Raw genomic sequence first — 22,438 nt, 5'->3', positions numbered from 1 at the left:
GGAGCGGAGACAGATTATGAAAATTGAATTTTCGATTTATCGCTACAACCCGGACGTCGATGACGTTCCGTACATGAAGGATTACGTGCTGGAAGCGAAAGAAGGGCGCGACATGATGTTGCTCGACGCGCTGATTTTGCTGAAAGAACAGGATCCGACGCTGGCTTTCCGCCGCTCATGCCGTGAAGGTGTTTGCGGGTCAGATGGCGTGAACATGAACGGTAAAAACGGTCTGGCGTGTATCACGCCGGTATCGACGTTGCGTAACGGCAGCAAGAAAATTGTTATCCGTCCGTTACCAGGTTTGCCTGTTGTGCGCGACCTTGTTGTGGACATGGGACAATTCTATAAGCAGTATGAGAAGATTAAGCCTTACCTGTTGAATGATGGGAAGAATCCTCCGGCGCGTGAACATTTACAGATGCCGGATGACCGTGAAAAGCTGGACGGATTGTACGAATGTATTCTCTGCGCCTGCTGCTCAACATCTTGTCCTTCGTTCTGGTGGAATCCGGACAAATTTGTCGGTCCGGCAGGCCTTCTGGCCGCTTACCGCTTCCTGATCGACAGCCGCGATACCGAAACACAATCGCGCCTCGACGATCTGAACGATGCTTTCAGCGTATTCCGCTGCCACAGCATCATGAACTGTGTGAGTGTGTGTCCGAAAGGGCTGAACCCGACCAAGGCGATTGGCCATATCAAATCCATGCTTCTGCAGCGTGGTGCCTGAGTGGTTTAGGTAACGCAATCAGCGGGAACTCAGGTTCCCGCTGTTATTTAGTTACCACCGGTTTTGCACTTTCTTTAGTTACAAATGCGGTAACTGAGGCGACGATAGCAAATAAGTAATTTTTTAATAACAAAGTAGCAACAAGTGCAACAAAGTTGCGCCTGACTGGAGTAAGATAGCCGGGTGAAAAACAGGGGGATAAAAGGGCAGTAAAGAGTCGGGAAGAAAAAGCAGGGCAACTTCAAAAATCACTCAGCCAGATGGATGATTTTTGAAGGTTCCTTGAAGAGCCAAACGCTCAACCAGCGAACTGTTTTAGTAAGGAAAACCGTTTTACCGCGGTGTATCACGGTCAATATTATTAACCACGGCGAAAACTAAAGCTTCAAAGCTTAAGGGATCACGATGCAGAACGGCGCAATGAAGGCCTGGCTGGATTCCTCCTATCTGGCGGGTGCGAACCAGTCTTACATAGAACAACTCTATGAAGACTACTTAACCGATCCTGGTTCCGTTGACGATAGCTGGCGTTCGATTTTTAAACAGCTACCAACAGTGGGTGTGAAACCAGAGCAACTCCATTCTCAAACACGAGACTACTTCCGCCGCCTGGCGAAAGACGCGTCACGTTATAACTCCTCCATCAGCGATCCGGAAACGGATGCCAAGCAAGTCAAGGTGCTGCAGTTAATCAACGCCTTCCGCTTCCGTGGCCATCAGAACGCGAACCTTGATCCCCTCGGCCTGTGGAAACTGGACGATGTACCTGATCTGGATCCTGCGTTCCATCATCTGACAGAAGCTGATTTCCAGGAGACCTTCAACGTCGGTTCATTTGCCATTGGCAAGGAAACCATGCAGCTCGGCGAGCTGTATAAAGCCCTGAAGCAAACCTATTGCGGATCCATTGGTGCGGAATACATGCACATCACCAACACCGAAGAGAAACGCTGGATCCAACAGCGTATCGAATCCGTGGCGGGTCGTGCGAATTTCACCAATGATGAAAAGAAAACCTTCCTGAAAGAACTGACCGCAGCTGAAGGTCTGGAACGTTATCTGGGTGCTAAATTCCCGGGTGCAAAACGTTTCTCTCTCGAAGGTGGCGATGCGCTGGTTCCTATGCTCAAAGACATGATCCGTCATGCCGGCAAAAACGGAACGCGCGAAGTGGTGCTGGGTATGGCGCACCGCGGACGTCTGAACGTGCTGATCAACGTGCTGGGGAAAAAACCTCAGGACCTGTTCGACGAATTCTCCGGTAAGCATAAAGAACACCTGGGTACCGGTGACGTGAAATACCACATGGGCTATTCGTCTGATGTGGAAACCGAAGGCGGTATGGTTCACCTGGCGCTGGCGTTTAACCCGTCGCACCTGGAAATCGTCAGCCCGGTCGTCATCGGTTCTGTTCGTGCCCGTCGTGATCGTCTGGACGAAGCGCGCAGCAACATGGTTCTGCCAATCACCATTCACGGTGACGCGGCAATTACCGGTCAGGGTGTGGTTCAGGAAACCCTGAACATGTCGCTGGCACGCGGTTATGAAGTGGGCGGTACCGTGCGTATCGTCATCAATAACCAGGTGGGCTTCACCACCTCGAATCCGAAAGATGCACGTTCTACCGATTATTGTACGGACATCGCGAAAATGGTGCAGGCACCGATTTTCCACGTCAATGCAGATGATCCTGAAGCGGTGGCTTTCGTGACCCGTCTGGCACTGGATTTCCGTAACACCTTTAAACGTGACGTCATGATCGACCTGGTTTGCTACCGTCGCCACGGCCATAACGAGGCCGACGAACCTAGCGCAACCCAGCCGCTGATGTACACCAAGATCAAGAAACACCCGACGCCACGCAAAATCTACGCTGATGTCCTGACTGAGCAGAACGTTGCCAGCCTCGAAGATGCGACGGAAATGGTCAATCTATACCGTGATGCGCTGGATGCCGGTGAGTGTGTAGTGGAAGAGTGGCGTCAGAATGACATGCACACTTTCACCTGGTCGCCGTATCTGAATCATGAGTGGGACGAGCCATACCCGAATAAGGTTGAGCTGAAACGTCTGCAGGAACTGGCGCGTCGCGTCAGCCATGTGCCGGATGCGATTGAAATGCAGTCACGCGTTGCCAAGATTTACGGCGACCGTAACGAGATGGCCGCAGGTAATAAGAAATTCGACTGGGGCGGCGCAGAAAATCTGGCGTACGCTACGCTGGTGGACGAAGGCATTCCGATTCGTCTGTCCGGTGAAGATACCGGTCGTGGCACCTTCTTCCACCGTCATGCTGTGATCCACAATCAGAAAAACGGTTCCGTGTACGTGCCGCTGGCCAATATTCATAACAGCCAGGGCGAGTTCAACGTCTGGGATTCCGTGCTTTCCGAAGAAGCGGTACTGGCGTTTGAATACGGTTATGCGACTGCTGAACCGCGTACCCTGACCATCTGGGAAGCGCAGTTCGGTGACTTCGCCAACGGTGCGCAGGTAGTTATCGACCAGTTCATCAGTTCCGGCGAACAGAAATGGGGCCGCATGTGTGGTCTGGTGATGCTGCTGCCGCACGGCTACGAAGGGCAGGGGCCGGAGCACTCCTCCGCACGTCTGGAACGCTATCTGCAACTTTGCGCTGAGCAAAACATGCAGGTGTGTATCCCGTCTACCCCGGCGCAGGTTTACCACATGATCCGTCGTCAGGCACTGCGTGGTATGCGTCGTCCGCTGATCGTGATGTCACCGAAGTCACTGTTGCGTCATCCTCTGGCGGTTTCTACGCTGGAAGAACTGGCCGACGGCAGCTTCCTGCCAGCGATTGGTGAAGTTGACGAACTGGATCCAAAACAGGTTAAGCGCGTGGTGATGTGCTCCGGTAAGGTTTACTACGACCTGCTGGAACAACGTCGCAAAAACGAGCAAACCGATGTGGCGATTGTCCGCATCGAGCAGCTGTATCCGTTCCCGCACAAAGCGATTCAGGAAGTGCTTGAGAAATTCTCACACGTTCATGACTTCGTCTGGTGTCAGGAAGAGCCGCTGAACCAGGGCGCGTGGTATTGCAGCCAGCACAATTTCCGTGAAGTGATTCCTTTCGGGGCTTCTTTACGTTACGCAGGACGTCCGGCCTCTGCTTCCCCGGCAGTCGGCTACATGTCCGTTCACCAGAAGCAACAGCAAGATCTGGTTAACGATGCGCTTAACGTTAAATAACGCGTTGGCGTGAGTTAACACTATGGAACATAAGAAGGATTTATAATGAGTAGCGTAGATATTCTGGTCCCTGACCTTCCTGAATCCGTTGCGGATGCGACGGTTGCCACCTGGCACAAAAAACCGGGCGACAGTGTTGAGCGTGACGACGTACTGGTAGAAATTGAAACCGATAAAGTGGTTCTGGAAGTGCCAGCAAGTGAAGCCGGTATTCTGGACAGCATCATCGAAGACGAAGGCGCTACCGTGATTTCCCGCCAGATCCTGGCGCGTATCCGTCCGGGCAACAGCTCCGGTAAGCCAAGCACTGAGAAAAGCTCCGAAAAAGAAGCGACTCCTGCGGCACGCCACACAGCAGCACTGGAAGAAGAGAACAATGACGCACTCAGCCCGGCTATCCGCCGCCTGATTGCTGAACATTCTCTGGATGCCAGCGCGATCAAAGGCAGCGGTGTCGGCGGTCGTCTGACCCGTGAAGATATCGAACAGCATCTGGCGAAAGCCAAAGACGCTAAACCGGCAGCCGCGCCAGCCGCCGCTCCGGCAGCTTCCAGCGCCGCTCCTGCTCTGGGTTCACGTAGCGAAAAACGTGTGCCGATGACCCGTCTGCGTAAGCGCGTGGCTGAGCGTCTGCTTGAAGCGAAAAACAGCACTGCGATGCTGACCACCTTCAACGAAATCAACATGAAGCCAATCATGGATCTGCGTAAGCAGTACGGTGATGGTTTCGAAAAACGTCACGGCGTGCGTCTGGGCTTCATGTCTTTCTATCTGAAAGCCGTGGTTGAAGCGCTGAAACGCTATCCGGAAGTGAACGCGTCTATTGATGGCGAAGATGTGGTTTACCACAACTATTTCGACGTCAGCATTGCGGTATCGACTCCACGTGGTCTGGTCACGCCAGTTCTGCGTGACGTAGATACGCTGGGCATGGCTGATATCGAGAAGCAAATCAAAGAGCTGGCGATCAAAGGTCGTGACGGCAAACTGAAAGTGGAAGAACTGACCGGCGGTAACTTTACCGTGACCAACGGCGGCGTCTTCGGCTCCCTGATGTCCACGCCAATCATCAACCCACCACAGAGTGCGATCCTCGGCATGCATGCCATTAAAGATCGTCCTATGGCAGTCAATGGTCAGGTAGTGATTCTGCCAATGATGTATCTGGCACTGTCCTACGATCACCGTCTGGTGGATGGCCGTGAATCGGTCGGCTTCCTGGTGACCATCAAAGAAATGCTGGAAGATCCGGCTCGTCTGCTGCTGGACGTCTAGTCCTGGCGCAGCGAAAGATTAGAGATCGAAAAATCTGCGGCACAGTTCGCTGTGCCCTGATAAGCCTTCCTACTTACCGAATAAGAATGGATAGAACATCATGAATTTACACGAGTATCAGGCGAAACAGCTGTTCCTGCGCTACGGCCTGCCAGCACCATCAGGCTTCGCCTGTTCCACCCCGCGTGAAGCGGAAGAGGCTGCATCGAAAATCGGTGCCGGTCCGTGGGTGGTGAAATGTCAGGTTCATGCCGGTGGCCGCGGTAAAGCGGGCGGCGTGAAAGTGGTTAAAAGCAAAGAAGAAATTCGTGCTTTTGCTGAGCACTGGTTAGGTAAACGTCTGGTGACTTATCAGACAGACGCCAGCGGTCAGCCGGTTAACCAGATCCTGGTTGAAGCGGCAACGGATATCGATCAGGAACTGTACCTCGGTGCGGTAGTCGATCGCAGCTCCCGTCGTGTGGTGTTCATGGCCTCTACCGAAGGCGGCGTGGAAATTGAGAAAGTGGCAGAAGAAACGCCACACCTGATCCATAAAGTAGCCCTGGATCCGCTGGCAGGTCCGCAGCCTTACCAGGGTCGCGAACTGGCGTTCAAACTGGGTCTGACCGGTAAGCAGGTTCAGCAGTTCACTAAGATCTTCATGGGTCTGGCGAACATCTTCCTTGAGCGCGATCTGGCGCTGATCGAAATCAACCCGCTGGTGGTGACTACCGCTGGCGACCTGATCTGCCTCGACGGCAAACTGGGTGCGGACGGCAACGCCTTGTTCCGTCAGCCAGAATTGCGCGAAATGCGCGATTACAGCCAGGAAGATGCCCGTGAATCACAGGCAGCGCAGTGGGAACTGAACTACGTTGCCCTCGACGGCAACATCGGTTGCATGGTGAACGGTGCCGGTCTGGCAATGGGTACCATGGACATCGTGAAACTGCACGGTGGCGAACCGGCTAACTTCCTGGATGTTGGCGGTGGTGCAACCAAAGAACGCGTGACTGAAGCCTTCAAAATCATTCTGTCTGATGAAAAAGTGAAAGCCGTCTTCGTTAACATCTTCGGCGGTATCGTACGTTGCGACCTGATCGCCGACGGTATCATCGGCGCGGTGGAAGAAGTGGGCGTCAGCGTACCGGTTGTGGTACGTCTTGAAGGTAACAATGCAGAGCTGGGTGCCAAAAAACTGGCAGACAGCGGTTTGAACATCATTGCAGCGACCAGCCTGACGAATGCGGCTCAACAAGTTGTCGCGGCAGTGGAGGGGAAATAATGTCGATTTTAATCAACAAGAACACCAAAGTTATCTGCCAGGGTTTCACCGGTAGCCAGGGGACTTTCCACTCCGAACAAGCCATCGCTTACGGCACCAAAATGGTTGGCGGCGTTACGCCAGGCAAAGGCGGCACCGAGCACCTGGGTCTGCCCGTGTTCAACACCGTGCGCGAAGCGGTAGAAACTACCGGCGCAACGGCGTCTGTAATTTATGTTCCGGCTCCGTTCTGCAAAGACTCCATTCTGGAAGCGCTGGATGCGGGTATCAAACTGATCATCTGTATCACTGAAGGCATCCCGACGCTGGATATGCTGGTGGTTAAAGTGAAACTGGATCAGAGCGATGCCGTGATGATTGGGCCAAACTGCCCGGGCGTGATCACCCCTGGCGAATGCAAAATTGGCATCATGCCTGGCCATATTCACCTGCCAGGCAAAGTGGGCATCGTTTCCCGCTCCGGTACACTGACCTATGAAGCCGTTAAACAGACCACTGATTACGGTTACGGCCAGTCTACCTGCGTCGGCATCGGCGGTGACCCGATCCCAGGCTCTAACTTCATCGATATCCTGAAGCTGTTCCAGGAAGATCCACAGACTGAAGTGATCGTCATGATCGGTGAAATCGGTGGTAACGCAGAAGAAGAAGCTGCTGCGTACATCAAAGCACACGTGACTAAACCGGTTGTGGGCTACATCGCCGGTGTGACTGCGCCTAAAGGCAAGCGTATGGGCCACGCAGGTGCCATCATTGCCGGTGGTAAAGGCACTGCTGACGAGAAATTTGCAGCACTGGAAGCGGCCGGCGTTAAAACCGTTCGCAGCCTGGCAGATATCGGCGAAGCCGTGAAATCTGTCCTGCCGCAATAAGTAATACCCGTCGCGCCGGAAAAAATCCGGTGCGATGTAAGTCGATTTATTTAAGAAACTGATTCGACATGTTGGCCGCCTTCGGGTGGCCTTTTTTATTTTAAGCGAAATATTTAACATTCGCTGAATTGAGCTATATTTATTAACACAGCACGATAGGTTCATTGGAAATAAAAGGTTAATAATTAGGTTTCAACAGGTAGCAAAATAGATATTAATGACAACCATATAAGCACAATTAATTAACATTAAGTCCACCCTTAAAGCCCAATGAAACCAATGATTAACATCCTGAAATATTTTTTCAGAAATTGATGTGGGTAATATAGAAATAAACAAGGAGATAGGCTTAAATTGCGGCAGATCAATTACAGCGATTTTCACTGTTTTGTTCTTAAATTGACCTGTACACGGAAATCCGCTTTGGGTCACTAAAAAACCTATTTAATGTGTGGGATTACTGGCGTAACATATTGGTCCTGTAACATCAGTTTTTTGTATGTTTACTTTTCCCCGTGATTTCGCCTGCTCATCAGCCTCTTAGAGGCTTACTGACCGTGCGTTTTCCGGGTTCAGAGTGCCTGCCGCGGGCATTTCTGTTCTACACACATTTGAATATTGGTAGTCAAGAGGCGTTCCGGCAACCGGTTCGTCAAAGATCGCAATTTGGGGTCTTCCTCCGAGGAGCAAGGGGTCAAGATGTTTGATATCGTTGAACTGTCGCGTTTACAGTTTGCTTTAACAGCCATGTACCATTTCCTATTTGTCCCATTAACGCTGGGTATGGCGTTTTTACTGGCAATTATGGAAACGGTTTATGTGCTTTCCGGCAAACAAATCTATAAAGATATGACCAAATTCTGGGGCAAACTCTTTGCAATTAACTTTGCACTGGGCGTTGCAACCGGTTTAACTATGGAATTCCAGTTCGGTACTAACTGGTCATATTTCTCACATTACGTCGGTGATATCTTCGGTGCGCCTCTGGCGATCGAAGGTTTGATGGCGTTCTTCCTGGAATCCACTTTAGTCGGCCTGTTCTTCTTCGGTTGGGATCGTCTCTCTAAAGTTCAACACATGACAGTGACCTGGTTTGTGGCGCTTGGCTCAAACTTGTCCGCCTTGTGGATCCTGGTGGCGAACGGCTGGATGCAAAACCCGATTGCTTCCACCTTCAACTACGAAACCATGCGTATGGAAATGGTCAGCTTCTCTGAGCTGGTCCTGAACCCGGTTGCGCAGGTTAAATTCGTTCACACCGTAGCGTCTGGTTATGTGACTGGCGCGATGTTCATTCTGGCTATCAGCTCTTACTACCTGCTTAAAGGTCGTGACGTCGGTTTCGCGAAACGCTCATTTGCGATTGCTGCAAGCTTTGGTCTGGCTGCCGTACTTTCCGTTATCGTGCTGGGTGATGAATCCGGTTATGAAATGGGTGACGTGCAGAAAACCAAACTGGCAGCTATCGAAGCAGAGTGGGACACCCAACCTGCACCGGCCAGCTTCACGCTGTTTGGTATGCCTAACCAGGACAAAATGGAGAACGAATATTCTATTCAGATCCCATATCTGCTCGGCCTGATTGCCACGCGTTCTGTTGATACGCCGGTCACCGGTCTGAAAGACCTGATGGCGCAACACGAAGTGCGTATCCGCAATGGTATGAAAGCCTACACCCTGCTGGAAGAACTGCGTTCGGGCAACACTGACCCGAAAGTACGCAGCGATTTCGAAAATGCTAAGCAGGATCTGGGCTACGGTATGTTGCTGAAACGCTATACCGACAACCCGGCGGGTGCGACTGACGCACAAATTCAGAAAGCGACCAAAGATTCTATTCCGCGCGTTCTGCCGCTGTACTTCGCATTCCGTATCATGGTTGCCTGCGGCATCCTGATGTTCGTGCTGATTGCGCTGTCCTTCTATACCGTATTGCGCGGCAAGATTGGTCAGAAACGCTGGTTACACCGCGCGGTATTCATCGGCCTGCCATTGCCGTGGATTGCTGTCGAAGCGGGCTGGTTCGTTGCCGAATATGGCCGTCAGCCTTGGGCGATTGGTGAGGTGTTACCGACTGCGGTTGCGCACTCTTCACTGACTGTGGGTGATGTACTCTCCTCGATGATCCTCATCTGTGGCCTGTACACCCTGTTCCTGATCGCTGAAATGTTCCTGATGTTCAAATATGCGCGCCTGGGCCCAAGCAGCCTGAAAACTGGCCGTTATCATTATGAACAAACTTCAGCGCCACTTGAGCAAGCTCGGTAATAGGGAGTCCACTTATGTTTGATTATGAAGTTTTACGGTTCATCTGGTGGGTGCTGATTGGCGTGCTCTTTATCGGCTTCGCAGTCACCGATGGATTTGATATGGGCGTGGGCATTCTGGTGCGCATTATCGGTAAAACCGATATTGACCGCCGTGTGATGATCAACGCCATCGCCCCGCACTGGGACGGTAACCAGGTCTGGCTGATCACCGCCGGTGGTGCATTGTTTGCAGCATGGCCGATGGTTTACGCCGCGGCATTCTCCGGCTTCTACGCCGCGATGGTGCTGGTGCTGTGCGCCTTGTTCTTCCGTCCGCTGGGCTTTGACTATCGTTCAAAACTCGAGAGCCCGCGCTGGCGTGGCATGTGGGACTGGGGCATCTTTATCGGCAGCTTCGTCCCTGCGCTGGTGTTCGGTGTGGCGTTCGGTAACCTGCTGCTGGGTGTTCCGTTCCATATCGACAGCGACCTGCGTCTGTTCTACACCGGTAACCTGTTTGGCCTGCTGAACCCGTACGGCATTCTGGCGGGTCTGGTCAGCCTGACCATGCTTATCACGCAAGGTGCCACCTATCTGCAAATGCGTACTGTGGGTGAACTGCACCTGCGTACCCGCACCGCGTCGCAGATTTCTGCACTGGTGATGATGGTGTGCTTCCTGCTGGCAGGTATCTGGTTAGTGAAAGGGATTGATGGCTTCACCGTGACGTCTGTTATGGATCACGCCGGCCCTTCAAATCCGCTGCGCAAAACGGTGTCTCATGAAGCCGGTGCATGGCTGGCTAACTTCAACAAGACTCCGGGCCTGTGGGCGATCCCTGCACTGGGTGTGATTCTGCCGCTGCTGACCATTTTGTTCTCACGCATGAACAAAGCGGCGCTGGCATTCATCAGTAACTCACTGACTATCGCCTGTGTGATCCTGACTGCGGGTATCACTATGTTCCCGTTCGTGATGCCGTCAATCACTGAGCCGAACGCCAGCCTGACCATGTGGGATGCGACATCCACCTTGCTGACGCTCAGAGTGATGACCGTTGTTGCCTGTATCTTTGTGCCAATCATCCTGATTTACACCTCATGGGCGTATTACAAGATGTTCGGTCGCCTCGATAAACACTACATCGAGAACAACAAGCATTCGTTGTATTAAGGAGAACACCATGTGGTATTTTGCCTGGATCCTCGGCACCTTACTGGCTTGCTCATTCGGTATCATTACCGCGCTGGCGTTTGAACACAGCGAAGCCAATAAAGCGGCTAAAGAAGAGAAGTAATAATGAGTGTGATCGTGGATAAACTCTACGCCATCACAGACAAGGGCCCCTTGCGGGCCCTTTCGCTTGTGATGTCACTGGTGCTTGCCGGATGCGTATTCTGGAAACCGGGCCTGTTTGCCTCGTCAACCAGTCAGCTGGAAGTCTGGCACGGCATCATCCTGATATGGGCAGTCTGTGCAGGTGTGATCCACGGCCTTGGCTTTCGTCCGCATAAATCGGTATGGAAGGCATTCTTCTCTCCGATACTTGCCATGATTGCGCTGGCCGCAGGACTTTTTTACTTTTTCAGCTGATTCTTTGCTGAAATAAAAGACAAATTTACAGTAATCGTCCTATGGGCCGCTCTGGCCCATAATTATTTTCGTTCCAGCAATGCAACCCATTCCCAACCCCAACTCACTTGAGTATAGTAGTGCCGTCAAATTGCATTACGGGATGTAGAGTGAGTAATTCGTTGTTCCGATGGCCGGTTCGTGTCTACTTTGAAGACACAGACGCGGGAGGTGTGGTCTACCATGCCCGATACGTCGCCTTTTATGAAAGGGCTCGCACAGAGATGTTGCGCCAACGCAATTTTCACCAGCAACAACTGCTGGGAGAACATGTCGCTTTTGCTGTCCGCCGCATGACGGTCGAATACTTTGCACCAGCTCGCCTAGATGACCTGCTGGATGTTCAGAGTGAGATTACGTCCATTCGCGGAGCTTCTCTTACTTTTGCACAACGAATTCTTGATTCGCATGGAAACCTTCTGAGTTCTGCAGAAGTGTTGATTGCGTGCATTGATCCACACCAAATGAAGCCACGTGCGCTTCCTAAGTCTATTGTCGCGGAGTTTAAGCAGTGACTGACATGAACATGCTTGATTTATTTTTAAAGGCCAGCATCCTGGTTAAGCTGATTATGCTTATCCTGGTGTGCTTCTCTGTCGCGTCCTGGGCGATCATCATTCAACGCACAAAAGTGCTGAATGCCGCCACCCGTGAGGCAGAAGCATTTGAAGATAAATTCTGGTCCGGTATTGAGCTTTCCCGTTTGTATCAGGAAAGCCAGGGCCGTCGCGAAACCCTGAGCGGGGCAGAGCAAATCTTCCATTCCGGTTTTAAAGAGTTTGCGCGTCTTCATCGTGCCAACAGCCATGCGCCTGAGTCGGTGATTGAAGGCTCTTCACGTGCCATGCGTATTTCCTTTAACCGTGAACTCGAATCTCTTGAAATGCACATTCCTTTCCTGGGTACCGTCGGTTCCATCAGCCCGTATATCGGCCTGTTTGGTACGGTCTGGGGGATCATGCACGCCTTTATCGGCTTAGGTTCTGTAAAACAAGCCACCCTGCAAATGGTTGCACCGGGTATCGCAGAAGCACTGATCGCCACCGCGATTGGTTTGTTTGCTGCTATCCCTGCGGTTATGGCGTATAACCGCCTGAACCAGCGTGTAAATAAGCTTGAGCAAAACTACGATAACTTCATGGAAGAATTTACGGCCATCCTGCACCGTCAGGCTTTCTCTCGCGAAACCAGCAGTAACTAAAGGGGGAGAGTATGGCTCGTTCACGAGGTCGTCGTAACCGTCGCGAAGGTAAGTCGGAGATCAACATTGTTCCGCTGCTGGACGTACTGCTGGTGCTGTTACTGATTTTTATGGCAACAGCTCCCATCATTACCCAAAGCGTGGAAGTGGATCTGCCAGACGCGACGGATTCCAAAACGGTATCCAGCGATGATAACCCGCCAGTGATTGTCGAAGTCTCTGGCGTGGGTCAGTACACCATAGTGGTGGATCATCAGCGTATGGAACAATTGCCTGAACAGCAGGTTATCGCGGAAGCGACCAGCCGTATTCAGGCCAATCCGAAGACGGTATTTCTGATCGGCGGCGCTAAAGATGTGCCTTATGATGAAATCATTAAGGCGCTGAATATGCTGCATCAGGCTGGCGTGAAGTCTGTCGGATTGATGACACAACCTATCTGAGGATAGGTAATTTGTAACACTTATTTGAAACCCGGCATTCTCTGGCTTGTTAAAAGTATGACAGGCAATACAGGAAACCGGGTTTTTAGTAATCCTGTCTTGGGAAATCTATTTTGGTAAAGGCAACTGCAACTGAACAAAACGATAAGCTCAAACGCGCCGTTATTGTTTCGGTCGTTCTGCATATCATCATTATAGGCCTGCTGATTTTGGGATCGCTGGACGAAGATACCAGCATGAGTGGTGGCGGTGGCGGCAGCGATATCTCTGCCGTAATGGTTGATCCCAGTGCCGTGGTCGATCAGTACAACCGTCAGCAACAGCAACAGGCTGATTCCCAACGCGCTGCTGCAGCGCGTCAGAAAAAATCAGAGCAACAGGCTGAAGAACTTCAGCAGAAACAGGCCGCCGAACAACAGCGCCTGAAAGAACTTGAAAAAGAGCGTCTGCAAGCGCAGCAGGATGCGAAGCAGCAGGCTCAGGAACAGGCTCAGCAGCAAAAACAAGCTGAGCAAGCCGCTGAACAGGCGAAAGAACAACAGAAGCAGGCTGAAGCTGCCGCTGCACAGGCGAAAGCCGAAGCAGCAAAAGCGGCGGCACAGGCCAAAGCGGATGCTGCGAAAGAAGCGGCTAAAGCCCAAGCAGATGCACAGAAAAAAGCTGCTGCGGATGCTCAGAAAAAAGCAGAGGCTGAAGCAACCGCCGCTGCTGCCGCTGCGAAGAAACAAGCGGAAGCTGACGCGAAGAAAGAAGCGGCTGCACAAGCGAAGAAACAGGCTGCTGCAGAAGCCAAAGCACAGGCCGCTGCAGATGCAAAAGCCCAGGCTGAAGCAGATGCGAAAGCAGCTGCCGATGCGAAAGCCGCTGCTGCTGCCGAGAAAAAAGCAGAAGCCGCCGCTGCAGCGAAGAAAGCCGCAGCCGATAAAAAAGCTGCTGCTGCCGCCGCTGCGAAAGAAGCAGCTGATGCGAATAACTTATTTGATGGCCTTGCTGACTCCAAAAATGCACCGAAAGGCGCAACAGGTGGCGGCGCTTCTGCTCCGGCAGGGAAGGGGACTCAGAAAAAGGCAGGCGCATCAGGTGCCGATATTGCTAACTATGGCAGCCAGATTAAGGCAGCTATCGAGAGCAGATTCTATGATGCGTCATCGTATGCAGGTAAAACTTGTTCGTTGCGCGTTAAAATGAACCCGGATGGCTCGCTTATCAGCGTGTCGGCGGAAGGTGGGGATCCTGCACTTTGTCAGGCAGCGCTTGCCGCAGCCCGACAGGCGAAGTTCCCGAAACCGCCTTCTGAAGCAGTCTATGAAGTCTTTAAAAATGCTCCGATAGATTTTAAACCGTAGAAAGACGAAAATAATTTCTTTTCAGAATTTTACGATAGATTGCAGGGTGTAATTCTAGTTTTGTATGCGTTGGTTTGTTAAAATTCTGCTAAATTATCGCGGGCAGATACGTCCAGATAAGGGAGATACAATGAAGCAGGCATTTCGAGTAGCGTTCGGCCTTTTGATGATGTGGGCATCTGTGGTTCATGCAGAAGTTCGCATTGAAATTACCCAAGGGGTAGATACAGCTCGCCCGATTGGCGTTGTGCCATTCAAATGGGCTGGCCCGGGTACACCACCTGAAGATGTGGGTGGTATCGTTGCAGCTGACTTACGTAACAGCGGCAAGTTCAATCCTATTGATGCATCACGTATGCCACAACAGCCGACCTCTGCCGCAGAAGTGACTCCTGCTGCATGGACTGCGCTGGGCATTGATGCGGTTGTTATCGGTCAGGTTCAGCCTGCAGCCGATGGCAGCTACGTGGTGTCTTACCAGCTGGTTGATACCTCTGGCGCACCAGGTACCGTGCTGGCACAAAACCAGTACAAAGTGACCAAACAGTGGTTACGTTATTCCGCCCATACCGCCAGTGACGAAGTTTTCGAAAAGCTGACCGGTGTGAAAGGCGCATTCCGTACCCGTATCGCTTATATCGTGCAGACCAACGGCGGTAAATTCCCGTATGAACTGCGTGTAGCGGATTATGACGGTTACAACCAGTTCGTGGTTCACCGTTCACCAGAGCCACTGATGTCTCCGGCCTGGTCTCCGGATGGCAGCAAACTGGCGTACGTCACGTTTGAAAGCGGTCGTTCAGCACTGGTTGTTCAGACTCTGGCTAATGGCGCGATCAAACAGATTGCTTCATTCCCGCGTCACAACGGTGCACCAGCGTTCTCACCTGATGGCAGTAAACTGGCTTTCGCTCTGTCTAAAGACGGCAGCCTGAACCTGTATGTAATGAATCTGTCTTCTGGTCAGATTAGCCAGGTGACAAACGGACGCAGCAACAATACTGAACCAACCTGGTTCCCGGACAGCCAGAATCTGGCGTTCACATCGGATCAGGGTGGTCGTCCGCAAGTTTATAAAGTCAATATTAATGGCGGTGCGCCTCAGCGTCTGACCTGGGAAGGCTCGCAGAACCAGGACTCTGACGTAAGTGCAGATGGTAAGTTCCTGGTGATGGTGAGCAGCGCCAGCGGTACACAGCACATCGCTAAACAAGATCTGGCAACGGGAGCCGTTCAAACATTGACGGACACGTTCCTGGATGAAACGCCTAGCCTCGCACCAAACGGCACCATGGTAATTTACAGCTCTTCACAGGGCCTGGGTTCCGTATTGCAGTTGGTATCGACTGATGGGCGCTTCAAAGCGCGTCTTCCGGCAACTGATGGACAGGTCAAATTCCCTGCCTGGTCGCCGTATCTGTAATGCATAGAAAACTATGTATGGCAAAAAATTATAAAAGGATCGAATAGATGCAACTGAATAAAGTGCTGAAAGGGCTGATGCTGGCGTTGCCTGTACTGGCTGTAGCTGCTTGTAGTTCTCACAAGAACGCAGACAACGACCAATCTAATGGTATGGGTCTGAACTCTGGCGCAGGCACTGAAAACGCAAACATGTCTTCAGAAGAGCAAGCTCGTCTGCAGATGCAAGAACTGCAGAAAAACAACATCGTTTACTTTGGCCTGGACAAATACGATGTGTCTTCTGAATTCGCTCAGATGTTAGACGCGCACGCAGCATTCCTGCGTAGCAACCCGTCTTACAAAGTGACTGTAGAAGGTCATGCTGACGAACGTGGTACGCCAGAGTACAACATCGCCCTGGGCGAACGTCGTGCTACTGCTGTTAAAATGTACCTGCAAGGCAAAGGTGTTTCTGCTGACCAAATCTCTATCGTTTCTTACGGTAAAGAAAAACCAGCTGTACTGGGCCATGACGAAGCGGCATACGCTAAAAACCGTCGTGCAGTACTGGTATACTAAGAGAATAGTATGAGCAGTAACTTCAGAACTCACTTGTTGAGTCTGTCGTTACTGGTTGGCGTAGCGGTCCCATGGGCCGCTACTGCCCAAGCGCCAATCAGTAATGTCGGCTCAGGCTCGATTGAAGATCGGGTCACCTCTCTGGAGCGTATTTCTAACGCTCACAGCCAGCTATTAACTCAACTCCAGCAACAACTTTCTGATACCCAACGTGATATGGATACTCTTCGTGGTCAAATCCAGGAGAACCAGTATCAGTTGAGTCAGCTTGGTGATCGCCAGAAGCAAATTTTTAATCAACTGGACAGCTTAAGCCAGGGCAATGCCGGAGCCGCCAGTACGGGCGCTGCAGCAGCCACAGGTGACGCGTCCGGTTCTGCTGCCGCAACGCCGGACGCGGGTGCTGCACAAGCGCCTGCAAGCACCGGTGACGTGAACAGCGATTACAATGCTGCGGTTTCACTGGCGCTGGAAAAGAAACAGTATGATGAGGCAATTGCTGCCTTTCAGAGTTTCGTCAAAAAATATCCTGATTCAACTTATCAGCCTAACGCCAACTACTGGTTAGGACAGTTGTATTACAACAAAGGTAAAAAAGACGACGCTGCGTATTATTTTGCAGTTGTGGTCAAAAATTACCCTAAGTCTCCAAAAAGTTCTGACGCGATGTTTAAGGTTGGGGTGATCATGCAGGAGAAAGGTCAGGCTGATAAAGCCAAAGCCGTCTTCACGCAGGTTGTAAAACAGTACCCAAATACCGATGCGGCAAAACAAGCTCAAAAACGTTTATCTGCAAAGTAGTTCCTCATTCAGGTCTGGAAAATGTACATATCGTGCATTTTCTGGGCTTGAGTGTGTGAAACGCCATCAGTTAGCACTCTTTCTGAAAATTAAAGTTGCACTGAAAAGTTAAATAAGTAATATATGCCGCCGTTGCCCAGACAACTCCAAACGGCTAACGCTGTCAGAGATTTAGGCAATATGCAGTAGGTTTAGAAGGGCCGTTAGCTCAGTTGGTAGAGCAGTTGACTTTTAATCAATTGGTCGCTGGTTCGAATCCAGCACGGCCCACCAAATCTAAATCATTTATTGCATGTGGCTTGCACACCAACTGCAAGACACGCAGGCAGACAGAAGTATTCAGGAAGGGCCGTTAGCTCAGTTGGTAGAGCAGTTGACTTTTAATCAATTGGTCGCTGGTTCGAATCCAGCACGGCCCACCACTCTTTTAGAGTGAACGCCCTGAATAGTTTTAGACGCCGACAGTAAAAAGTAGTACCCAGCATTTAGATGGGCCGTTAGCTCAGTTGGTAGAGCAGTTGACTTTTAATCAATTGGTCGCTGGTTCGAATCCAGCACGGCCCACCATCTAAAGCACACTTTCAGAGAAAAGCGCCTTTTGGCGCTTTTTTCGCATCTGACGCCTGAAACTTCCTTCCATCGCGATATCCATTTCTCCGGCAATTTTGTCAATCCTCGTCTCTTTTAAGTGCAGTAAACATTTTCAGCGTTATGGCTAATATCTGGACGACTTTCTCAGAATTTTACGGTATTTTGTTTAGCATACAAAACCAGCGGGTTTCCGGATGGGATCTGTTGCGGCTTCTGGCGTTTCAGGCGTGCTGCCTGACTGAATGAGATGACGAGTATGAGCGAAACATTGGACCTGAATGCGACGGTTTATCCTTTTCCTCCTAAACCCGCAGTTCTGAGTGCAGATGAAAAGACTTTCTACAAAGAGAAGATCAGAAAATTGCTCAGGGAACGTGATGCCGTGATGGTGGCGCATTACTACACTGATCCTGAAATTCAGGCGCTTGCAGAAGAAACCGGGGGCATTGTCGCAGACTCTCTGGAAATGGCGCGCTTTGGCAGTCAGCATCCGGCTTCCACGTTGCTGGTGGCCGGCGTACGCTTCATGGGTGAAACGGCCAAAATTCTCAGCCCTGAAAAAACAGTGCTCATGCCGACGCTCAATGCGGAATGCTCGCTGGATCTGGGTTGCCCGGAACAGGCTTTCTCAGATTTCTGCGACCAGCACCCCGATCGCACCGTTGTGGTCTACGCTAATACCTCTGCGGCGGTGAAAGCCCGTGCCGACTGGGTAGTTACGTCGAGCATTGCGGTAGAACTGATTGAACATCTTGATAGTCTGGGCGAAAAAATAATCTGGGCACCGGATCGTCACCTCGGCAATTATGTTCGCAAGCAGACGGGCGCTGATGTGCTGTGCTGGCAGGGCGCCTGTATCGTCCATGACGAGTTTAAAACCCAGGCCCTGACCCGAATGAAAGGCTTGTATCCAAACGCCGCTGTTCTGGTGCATCCTGAGTCTCCGCAGGCGATTGTGGATATGGCAGATGCGGTCGGTTCTACCAGTCAGCTCATTCAGGCTGCAAAAACCTTGCCTCAGAAACAGCTGATCGTCGCTACTGACCGCGGGATTTTCTACAAAATGCAGCAAGCGTGCCCGGATAAAGAATTATTCGAAGCGCCAACGGCAGGCGAGGGCGCAAGTTGCCGCACCTGCGCGCATTGCCCGTGGATGGCGATGAACGGCCTGAAAGCCATTGCTGAAGGTCTGGAGCACGGCGGAGCAGAACATGCGATAGAAGTGGATGAGGCGCTGCGTGTGAAGTCATTGATTCCGCTGAACCGTATGCTGGATTTTGCCGCGCAACTCAAATTACGCACACAGGCCAAAGCCCTGTAAGCAAACGCGATGTGACTGACGAAAAAGGAAGGATGTGATGATGGATTTTTTCAGTACCAGCAATATTCTGGTTCATATTCCTCTCGGCAAAGGCGGATATGATCTGTCTTGGATTGAAGCGGTTGGCACTATTTTTGGTTTGCTTTGTATCTGGTACGCCAGCAAAGAAAAATTGATCAATTACGCGTTCGGTCTGATCAACGTCACCTTGTTTGCGATCATCTTCTTCCAGATCCAGCTCTACGCCAGTTTACTACTGCAGATCTTCTTCTTTGCCGCCAATATTTATGGCTGGTATGCCTGGAGCCGTCAGACAGCGGATCAGGAAGCCGAATTGCAGATCCGCTGGTTGCCACGTGGGAAAGCGCTGATATGGGGCGTGGTGTGCGTCGCAGGCATTTTGCTGATGACGTTTAACATTGACCGCGTATTTGCCGCGCTCACTCTGGTGGCGGTCAATCTGATGCAGGCGCTGGGGATGAATGTGCAGATGCCAGAATTGCAGCCGGATGCTTTCCCGTTCTGGGATTCATCAATGATGGTGCTGTCGATTGTGGCGATGCTGCTGATGACGCGCAAATATGTCGAGAACTGGTTGCTGTGGGTGGTGATCGACGTGATAAGTGTGGCGATTTTTGCTTATCAGGGCGTCTATGCGATGGCGCTCGAATACGTGTTGCTGACGCTGATTGCACTCAATGGTTCGTGGCTGTGGATCAAGAGCGCGAAGCAAAATGGCTCGCAGCCACTGCAAACCGTCTGAACCTGCTCAAACAAAAACGCCTCCATACCGGAGGCGTTTTGCTTTCTGTTATTGGTGAACATCAGTGATGATGGTGTGCGTGGGAGTGACCATGATGATCGTGCCCTGCGCTGGCAGCCGGGATTTCATTAATCTCGCAATCCGGTGTTTCACAGCGACCGTATTCCATCTGAATCGTCGCGTGGCCGATACGGCATTTCTCCAGCAAATGATGCTGAATGCGGTCTAACAGCGCATCGTGATCGTGCGGTGGCACCACCTGCACATGCAGCGTCATCAGCCGCTGTTCACCAATCTGCCAGACGTGCACGTGATGGACATTGCGAACTTCAGGGATGCTGAGCGACAAATCACGGCGCAGTTTATCGATATCAATTTCCTCAGGCGTACCTTCCAGCAACTCATGAAAACTTTCGCGCAGTAGCCGCCAGGCGTTGTTCAGCACCAGACACGACACAAGCACCGACAGAATCGGGTCGATGGGCGTCCAGCCGGTATACATGATGATCAGTGCTGCAGCGACCGCACCAATCGATCCCAGTAAATCACCCAGCACATGCAGAGCCGCAGCGCGCACGTTGATGTTGGCTTTTTCCTGACCCTGATGCAGTAACCAGAACGCCAGAATATTGGCAAACAGCCCGGCGATAGCGATGACCAGCATCGTGGTACCCATCACCGGCTGTGGATTGAAGAAGCGAGCAATGGCTTCCCAGACGATCAGCACCACAATCACTAACAGCGCGGCGGCGTTAACGAAAGCCGCCATTGTCGTCAGGCGCAGATAACCAAAGGTATGACGGGAATTGGGCTTACGTTTTGCAAAACGCACGGCCATCAGCGCCACGAGCAATGCGGCAGCATCTGTCAGCATGTGACCGGCATCTGCCAGCAACGCCAGAGAGCCAGAAATCAGCCCGCCGATAACTTCCGCAACCATAAAAACAACGGTTACAAGGAAAGCCAGTAACAGGCGACGGCTATTTTTATCCTGCGGTAACAGGGAAGAAGACATAGTTATATTCACAAAGATGATGAACAGAGACGATCACAATAGCGTAATCAGATGACGTTGCAAGAAGGGGAGGTTTCGAAATAAGGAGGAACCGAAGTTCCTCCTGAACGAGATGCTACCGGCGTATTTATTTACCAGTTTCTTTTGATTGCGTGGTTCCAGGTGCCTGGTCAGGACAACGACCATCTTTGCACATCGCTTTCTTATGCTGTTTGTCCTTGCTCATATGCTGCTTGGTGGTATCCGTTTTGGTATTCACTTCATCTGCTGGCTTGTTCGTGTTGTTAATCTGGTCATTATCAACACTTTTAGGTGCCATATTCTGAATTGAGCCAGGTGAACCGGACTGATTGGCCTGACCGTTGTTATCACCAGCCGAGGTTTCACCGGCAGCAAAGGCCGCGCCCGTTGTCAGAGCCATAGTGGCAGTCAGTAACATGATTGCGAGCTTTTTCATAATGTCATCTCCATTGTTTCAGAAAGGTCCGTGGTCGTGTTTCATGTGTCTGCTTAAAGCCTAGCTAAATAAATTATGTCCTAAATCAAAATGAGACTAATCGTAAGTGTAAAAGCAGGTTTACACTGCCCCTCATTACGGCTAGATTGAACGCGGTCAGCGTTTCGCTTTGTCTCTTATGAACACCCGAATGGAACTGTTATGAATTATCAAAACGACGATTTACGCATCAAAGAAATCAAAGAACTTTTACCTCCGGTTGCCCTGCTCGAAAAATTTCCCGCCACTGACAAAGCGGCAAAAACAGTTTCTCAGGCTCGTAATGCCATTCATAAGATCCTGAAAGGAAACGATGATCGTCTGCTGGTTGTTATCGGGCCTTGCTCAATCAATGATCCTAAAGCTGCTAAAGAATATGCCGCACGCCTGCTGAAAATGCGTGAAGAATTGCAGGGGGAACTGGAAGTGGTAATGCGCGTTTATTTCGAAAAACCGCGTACTACGGTGGGCTGGAAAGGGCTGATCAATGACCCGCACATGAACAACAGCTACCAGATTAACGATGGTTTGCGCATTGCCCGCAAATTGTTACTTGATATTAATGACACCGGTTTGCCTGCCGCAGGCGAGTTTCTGGACATGATCACGCCACAATATCTGGCGGATTTAATGAGCTGGGGCGCAATCGGCGCGCGTACCACAGAATCTCAGGTTCACCGTGAGCTTTCCTCCGGTTTATCCTGCCCGGTCGGTTTCAAAAATGGTACCGACGGCACCATCAAAGTGGCTATCGACGCCATTAACGCCGCAGGCGCGCCGCATTGCTTCCTGTCTGTCACCAAATGGGGTCACTCCGCAATCGTGAATACCAGCGGTAACAACGACTGCCATATCATTCTGCGCGGCGGCAAAAAGCCAAACTACAGCGCTCAGGACGTGCTCGAAGTGAAAGACGGCCTGAAAAAAGGCGGTCTGCCAGCACGTATCATGATCGACTTCAGTCATGCAAACAGCAGCAAGCAATTCAAAAAGCAGATGGAAGTCTGTGAAGACGTTTGCGGGCAGATTGCTGGTGGTGAACAGGCAATTATGGGCGTGATGGTTGAGAGCCATCTGGTTGAAGGGAATCAGAGCCTCGACAGCGGCGAGCCACTGGTTTACGGCCAGAGCGTGACCGATGCCTGCATCGGCTGGGAAGACACCGAAGTGCTGCTGCGTAATCTCGCGAACGCCGTTAAAGCGCGCCGCGGATAATTCTTTAACACCAGCACATCTT

At 51.4% G+C, this 22,438-nt stretch carries 21 protein-coding genes and 3 tRNA genes; 22 read left to right on the top strand and 2 right to left on the bottom strand.

The annotated features are described in order from the left end of the window. Positions 1–16: 16 nt before the first annotated feature. The 21 genes from ACJY2G_RS12925 (at position 17) to pnuC (ending at position 19,690) form a co-directional block, all read left to right on the top strand. On the top strand, positions 17–733 hold the full coding sequence (locus ACJY2G_RS12925) for a succinate dehydrogenase iron-sulfur subunit (protein ID WP_013576440.1): 717 nt from the start codon (positions 17–19) through the stop codon (positions 731–733). 405 nt (positions 734–1,138) lie between these two features. Then, the gene (gene sucA / locus ACJY2G_RS12920; protein ID WP_120160387.1) at positions 1,139–3,946 is read left to right on the top strand and encodes a 2-oxoglutarate dehydrogenase E1 component; all 2,808 of its coding nucleotides are present in this window, start codon (positions 1,139–1,141) and stop codon (positions 3,944–3,946) included. A 45-nt stretch (positions 3,947–3,991) separates the two neighbouring features. Beyond that, positions 3,992–5,221 (top strand): 2-oxoglutarate dehydrogenase complex dihydrolipoyllysine-residue succinyltransferase, encoded by a 1,230-nt coding sequence (odhB, locus tag ACJY2G_RS12915; protein WP_113876028.1) that lies wholly within the window; start codon positions 3,992–3,994, stop codon positions 5,219–5,221. Positions 5,222–5,321: 100 nt separating this feature from the next. Further along, complete coding sequence (sucC, locus tag ACJY2G_RS12910) at positions 5,322–6,488, top strand: ADP-forming succinate--CoA ligase subunit beta (protein WP_113876027.1); 1,167 nt, start codon at positions 5,322–5,324, stop codon at positions 6,486–6,488. Continuing rightward, entirely contained in the window at positions 6,488–7,360 is an 873-nt protein-coding gene (gene sucD / locus ACJY2G_RS12905; protein WP_101077378.1) for a succinate--CoA ligase subunit alpha, read from the top strand. Before sucC ends, sucD begins: the two co-directional genes overlap by 1 nt. 699 nt (positions 7,361–8,059) lie before the next feature. Next, positions 8,060–9,628 carry a cytochrome ubiquinol oxidase subunit I gene (gene cydA, locus ACJY2G_RS12900; protein ID WP_120160391.1) on the top strand — a complete coding sequence of 523 codons (1,569 nt, stop codon included), beginning with the start codon at positions 8,060–8,062 and terminating at the stop codon, positions 9,626–9,628. Between the two features lie 14 nt (positions 9,629–9,642). Next, positions 9,643–10,782 carry a cytochrome d ubiquinol oxidase subunit II gene (cydB, locus tag ACJY2G_RS12895; protein WP_430318969.1) on the top strand — a complete coding sequence of 380 codons (1,140 nt, stop codon included), beginning with the start codon at positions 9,643–9,645 and terminating at the stop codon, positions 10,780–10,782. Between the two features lie 10 nt (positions 10,783–10,792). Continuing rightward, positions 10,793–10,906, top strand: a complete 114-nt coding sequence (gene cydX / locus ACJY2G_RS12890; RefSeq protein ID WP_013576433.1) for a cytochrome bd-I oxidase subunit CydX — start codon at positions 10,793–10,795, stop codon at positions 10,904–10,906. Positions 10,907–10,908: 2 nt separating this feature from the next. After that, on the top strand, positions 10,909–11,202 hold the full coding sequence (gene ybgE / locus ACJY2G_RS12885; protein WP_112289185.1) for a cyd operon protein YbgE: 294 nt from the start codon (positions 10,909–10,911) through the stop codon (positions 11,200–11,202). Positions 11,203–11,351: 149 nt separating this feature from the next. Beyond that, positions 11,352–11,756, top strand: a complete 405-nt coding sequence (gene ybgC / locus ACJY2G_RS12880; RefSeq protein WP_015698108.1) for a tol-pal system-associated acyl-CoA thioesterase — start codon at positions 11,352–11,354, stop codon at positions 11,754–11,756. After that, entirely contained in the window at positions 11,753–12,442 is a 690-nt protein-coding gene (tolQ, locus tag ACJY2G_RS12875) for a Tol-Pal system protein TolQ (RefSeq protein ID WP_056771666.1), read from the top strand. The genes ybgC and tolQ overlap by 4 nt, the downstream gene beginning before the upstream one ends. An 11-nt stretch (positions 12,443–12,453) precedes the next feature. Next, complete coding sequence (gene tolR / locus ACJY2G_RS12870; protein ID WP_013576429.1) at positions 12,454–12,885, top strand: colicin uptake protein TolR; 432 nt, start codon at positions 12,454–12,456, stop codon at positions 12,883–12,885. A gap of 113 nt (positions 12,886–12,998) precedes the next feature. Beyond that, entirely contained in the window at positions 12,999–14,231 is a 1,233-nt protein-coding gene (gene tolA, locus ACJY2G_RS12865; RefSeq protein ID WP_430318970.1) for a cell envelope integrity protein TolA, read from the top strand. A 130-nt stretch (positions 14,232–14,361) separates the two neighbouring features. Beyond that, complete coding sequence (gene tolB / locus ACJY2G_RS12860; protein ID WP_112289187.1) at positions 14,362–15,654, top strand: Tol-Pal system beta propeller repeat protein TolB; 1,293 nt, start codon at positions 14,362–14,364, stop codon at positions 15,652–15,654. A 47-nt stretch (positions 15,655–15,701) separates the two neighbouring features. Continuing rightward, complete coding sequence (gene pal / locus ACJY2G_RS12855; RefSeq protein ID WP_013576426.1) at positions 15,702–16,214, top strand: peptidoglycan-associated lipoprotein Pal; 513 nt, start codon at positions 15,702–15,704, stop codon at positions 16,212–16,214. Between the two features lie 9 nt (positions 16,215–16,223). Next, positions 16,224–17,015, top strand: coding sequence for a cell division protein CpoB (gene cpoB, locus ACJY2G_RS12850; protein WP_279919773.1), 792 nt, complete (start codon positions 16,224–16,226; stop codon positions 17,013–17,015). Positions 17,016–17,212: 197 nt separating this feature from the next. Beyond that, positions 17,213–17,288: transfer RNA gene (locus ACJY2G_RS12845), tRNA-Lys, on the top strand. A 73-nt stretch (positions 17,289–17,361) separates the two neighbouring features. Next, positions 17,362–17,437, top strand: a tRNA-Lys gene (locus tag ACJY2G_RS12840). Positions 17,438–17,506: 69 nt separating this feature from the next. Further along, a tRNA-Lys gene (locus ACJY2G_RS12835) sits at positions 17,507–17,582 on the top strand. A 280-nt stretch (positions 17,583–17,862) separates the two neighbouring features. Then, entirely contained in the window at positions 17,863–18,927 is a 1,065-nt protein-coding gene (gene nadA / locus ACJY2G_RS12830; protein WP_129638388.1) for a quinolinate synthase NadA, read from the top strand. 40 nt (positions 18,928–18,967) lie between these two features. After that, complete coding sequence (gene pnuC, locus ACJY2G_RS12825; RefSeq protein ID WP_113877930.1) at positions 18,968–19,690, top strand: nicotinamide riboside transporter PnuC; 723 nt, start codon at positions 18,968–18,970, stop codon at positions 19,688–19,690. A 61-nt stretch (positions 19,691–19,751) separates the two neighbouring features. Here the strand turns inward: pnuC and zitB are convergent, their stop codons facing one another. Then, entirely contained in the window at positions 19,752–20,705 is a 954-nt protein-coding gene (gene zitB, locus ACJY2G_RS12820) for a CDF family zinc transporter ZitB (protein WP_113877924.1), read from the bottom strand. 127 nt (positions 20,706–20,832) lie between these two features. After that, complete coding sequence (locus ACJY2G_RS12815) at positions 20,833–21,162, bottom strand: protein YbgS (protein ID WP_112291877.1); 330 nt, start codon at positions 21,160–21,162, stop codon at positions 20,833–20,835. Positions 21,163–21,363: 201 nt separating this feature from the next. Between ACJY2G_RS12815 and aroG the strand changes: the two genes are divergently transcribed. Further along, the gene (gene aroG, locus ACJY2G_RS12810) at positions 21,364–22,416 is read left to right on the top strand and encodes a 3-deoxy-7-phosphoheptulonate synthase AroG (RefSeq protein WP_120160401.1); all 1,053 of its coding nucleotides are present in this window, start codon (positions 21,364–21,366) and stop codon (positions 22,414–22,416) included. Positions 22,417–22,438 lie beyond the last annotated feature (22 nt).

It is taken from the genome of Rahnella sp. ATs2 (assembly GCF_051851855.1).
Lineage (GTDB): Bacteria > Pseudomonadota > Gammaproteobacteria > Enterobacterales > Enterobacteriaceae > Rahnella > Rahnella variigena.
The sequence above is the reverse complement of the archived record's forward strand: the minus strand, read 5'-3'. Positions and strand labels throughout refer to the sequence as shown.

Excerpts from the sequence above, each read along its gene's own strand:
- sucA (WP_120160387.1), top strand. The coding sequence starts at position 1,139 with ATGCAGAACGGCGCAATGAAGGCCTGGCTGGATTCCTCCTATCTGGCG.
- aroG (WP_120160401.1), top strand. The coding sequence starts at position 21,364 with ATGAATTATCAAAACGACGATTTACGCATCAAAGAAATCAAAGAACTT.
- sucC (WP_113876027.1), top strand. The coding sequence starts at position 5,322 with ATGAATTTACACGAGTATCAGGCGAAACAGCTGTTCCTGCGCTACGGC.
- tolB (WP_112289187.1), top strand. The coding sequence starts at position 14,362 with ATGAAGCAGGCATTTCGAGTAGCGTTCGGCCTTTTGATGATGTGGGCA.
- zitB (WP_113877924.1), bottom strand. The coding sequence starts at position 20,705 with ATGTCTTCTTCCCTGTTACCGCAGGATAAAAATAGCCGTCGCCTGTTA.
- ybgE (WP_112289185.1), top strand. The coding sequence starts at position 10,909 with ATGAGTGTGATCGTGGATAAACTCTACGCCATCACAGACAAGGGCCCC.
- cpoB (WP_279919773.1), top strand. The coding sequence starts at position 16,224 with ATGAGCAGTAACTTCAGAACTCACTTGTTGAGTCTGTCGTTACTGGTT.
- nadA (WP_129638388.1), top strand. The coding sequence starts at position 17,863 with ATGAGCGAAACATTGGACCTGAATGCGACGGTTTATCCTTTTCCTCCT.
- ACJY2G_RS12925 (WP_013576440.1), top strand. The coding sequence starts at position 17 with ATGAAAATTGAATTTTCGATTTATCGCTACAACCCGGACGTCGATGAC.
- pnuC (WP_113877930.1), top strand. The coding sequence starts at position 18,968 with ATGGATTTTTTCAGTACCAGCAATATTCTGGTTCATATTCCTCTCGGC.
- tolR (WP_013576429.1), top strand. The coding sequence starts at position 12,454 with ATGGCTCGTTCACGAGGTCGTCGTAACCGTCGCGAAGGTAAGTCGGAG.
- pal (WP_013576426.1), top strand. The coding sequence starts at position 15,702 with ATGCAACTGAATAAAGTGCTGAAAGGGCTGATGCTGGCGTTGCCTGTA.
- odhB (WP_113876028.1), top strand. The coding sequence starts at position 3,992 with ATGAGTAGCGTAGATATTCTGGTCCCTGACCTTCCTGAATCCGTTGCG.
- ACJY2G_RS12815 (WP_112291877.1), bottom strand. The coding sequence starts at position 21,162 with ATGAAAAAGCTCGCAATCATGTTACTGACTGCCACTATGGCTCTGACA.
- cydX (WP_013576433.1), top strand. The coding sequence starts at position 10,793 with ATGTGGTATTTTGCCTGGATCCTCGGCACCTTACTGGCTTGCTCATTC.
- sucD (WP_101077378.1), top strand. The coding sequence starts at position 6,488 with ATGTCGATTTTAATCAACAAGAACACCAAAGTTATCTGCCAGGGTTTC.
- cydA (WP_120160391.1), top strand. The coding sequence starts at position 8,060 with ATGTTTGATATCGTTGAACTGTCGCGTTTACAGTTTGCTTTAACAGCC.
- cydB (WP_430318969.1), top strand. The coding sequence starts at position 9,643 with ATGTTTGATTATGAAGTTTTACGGTTCATCTGGTGGGTGCTGATTGGC.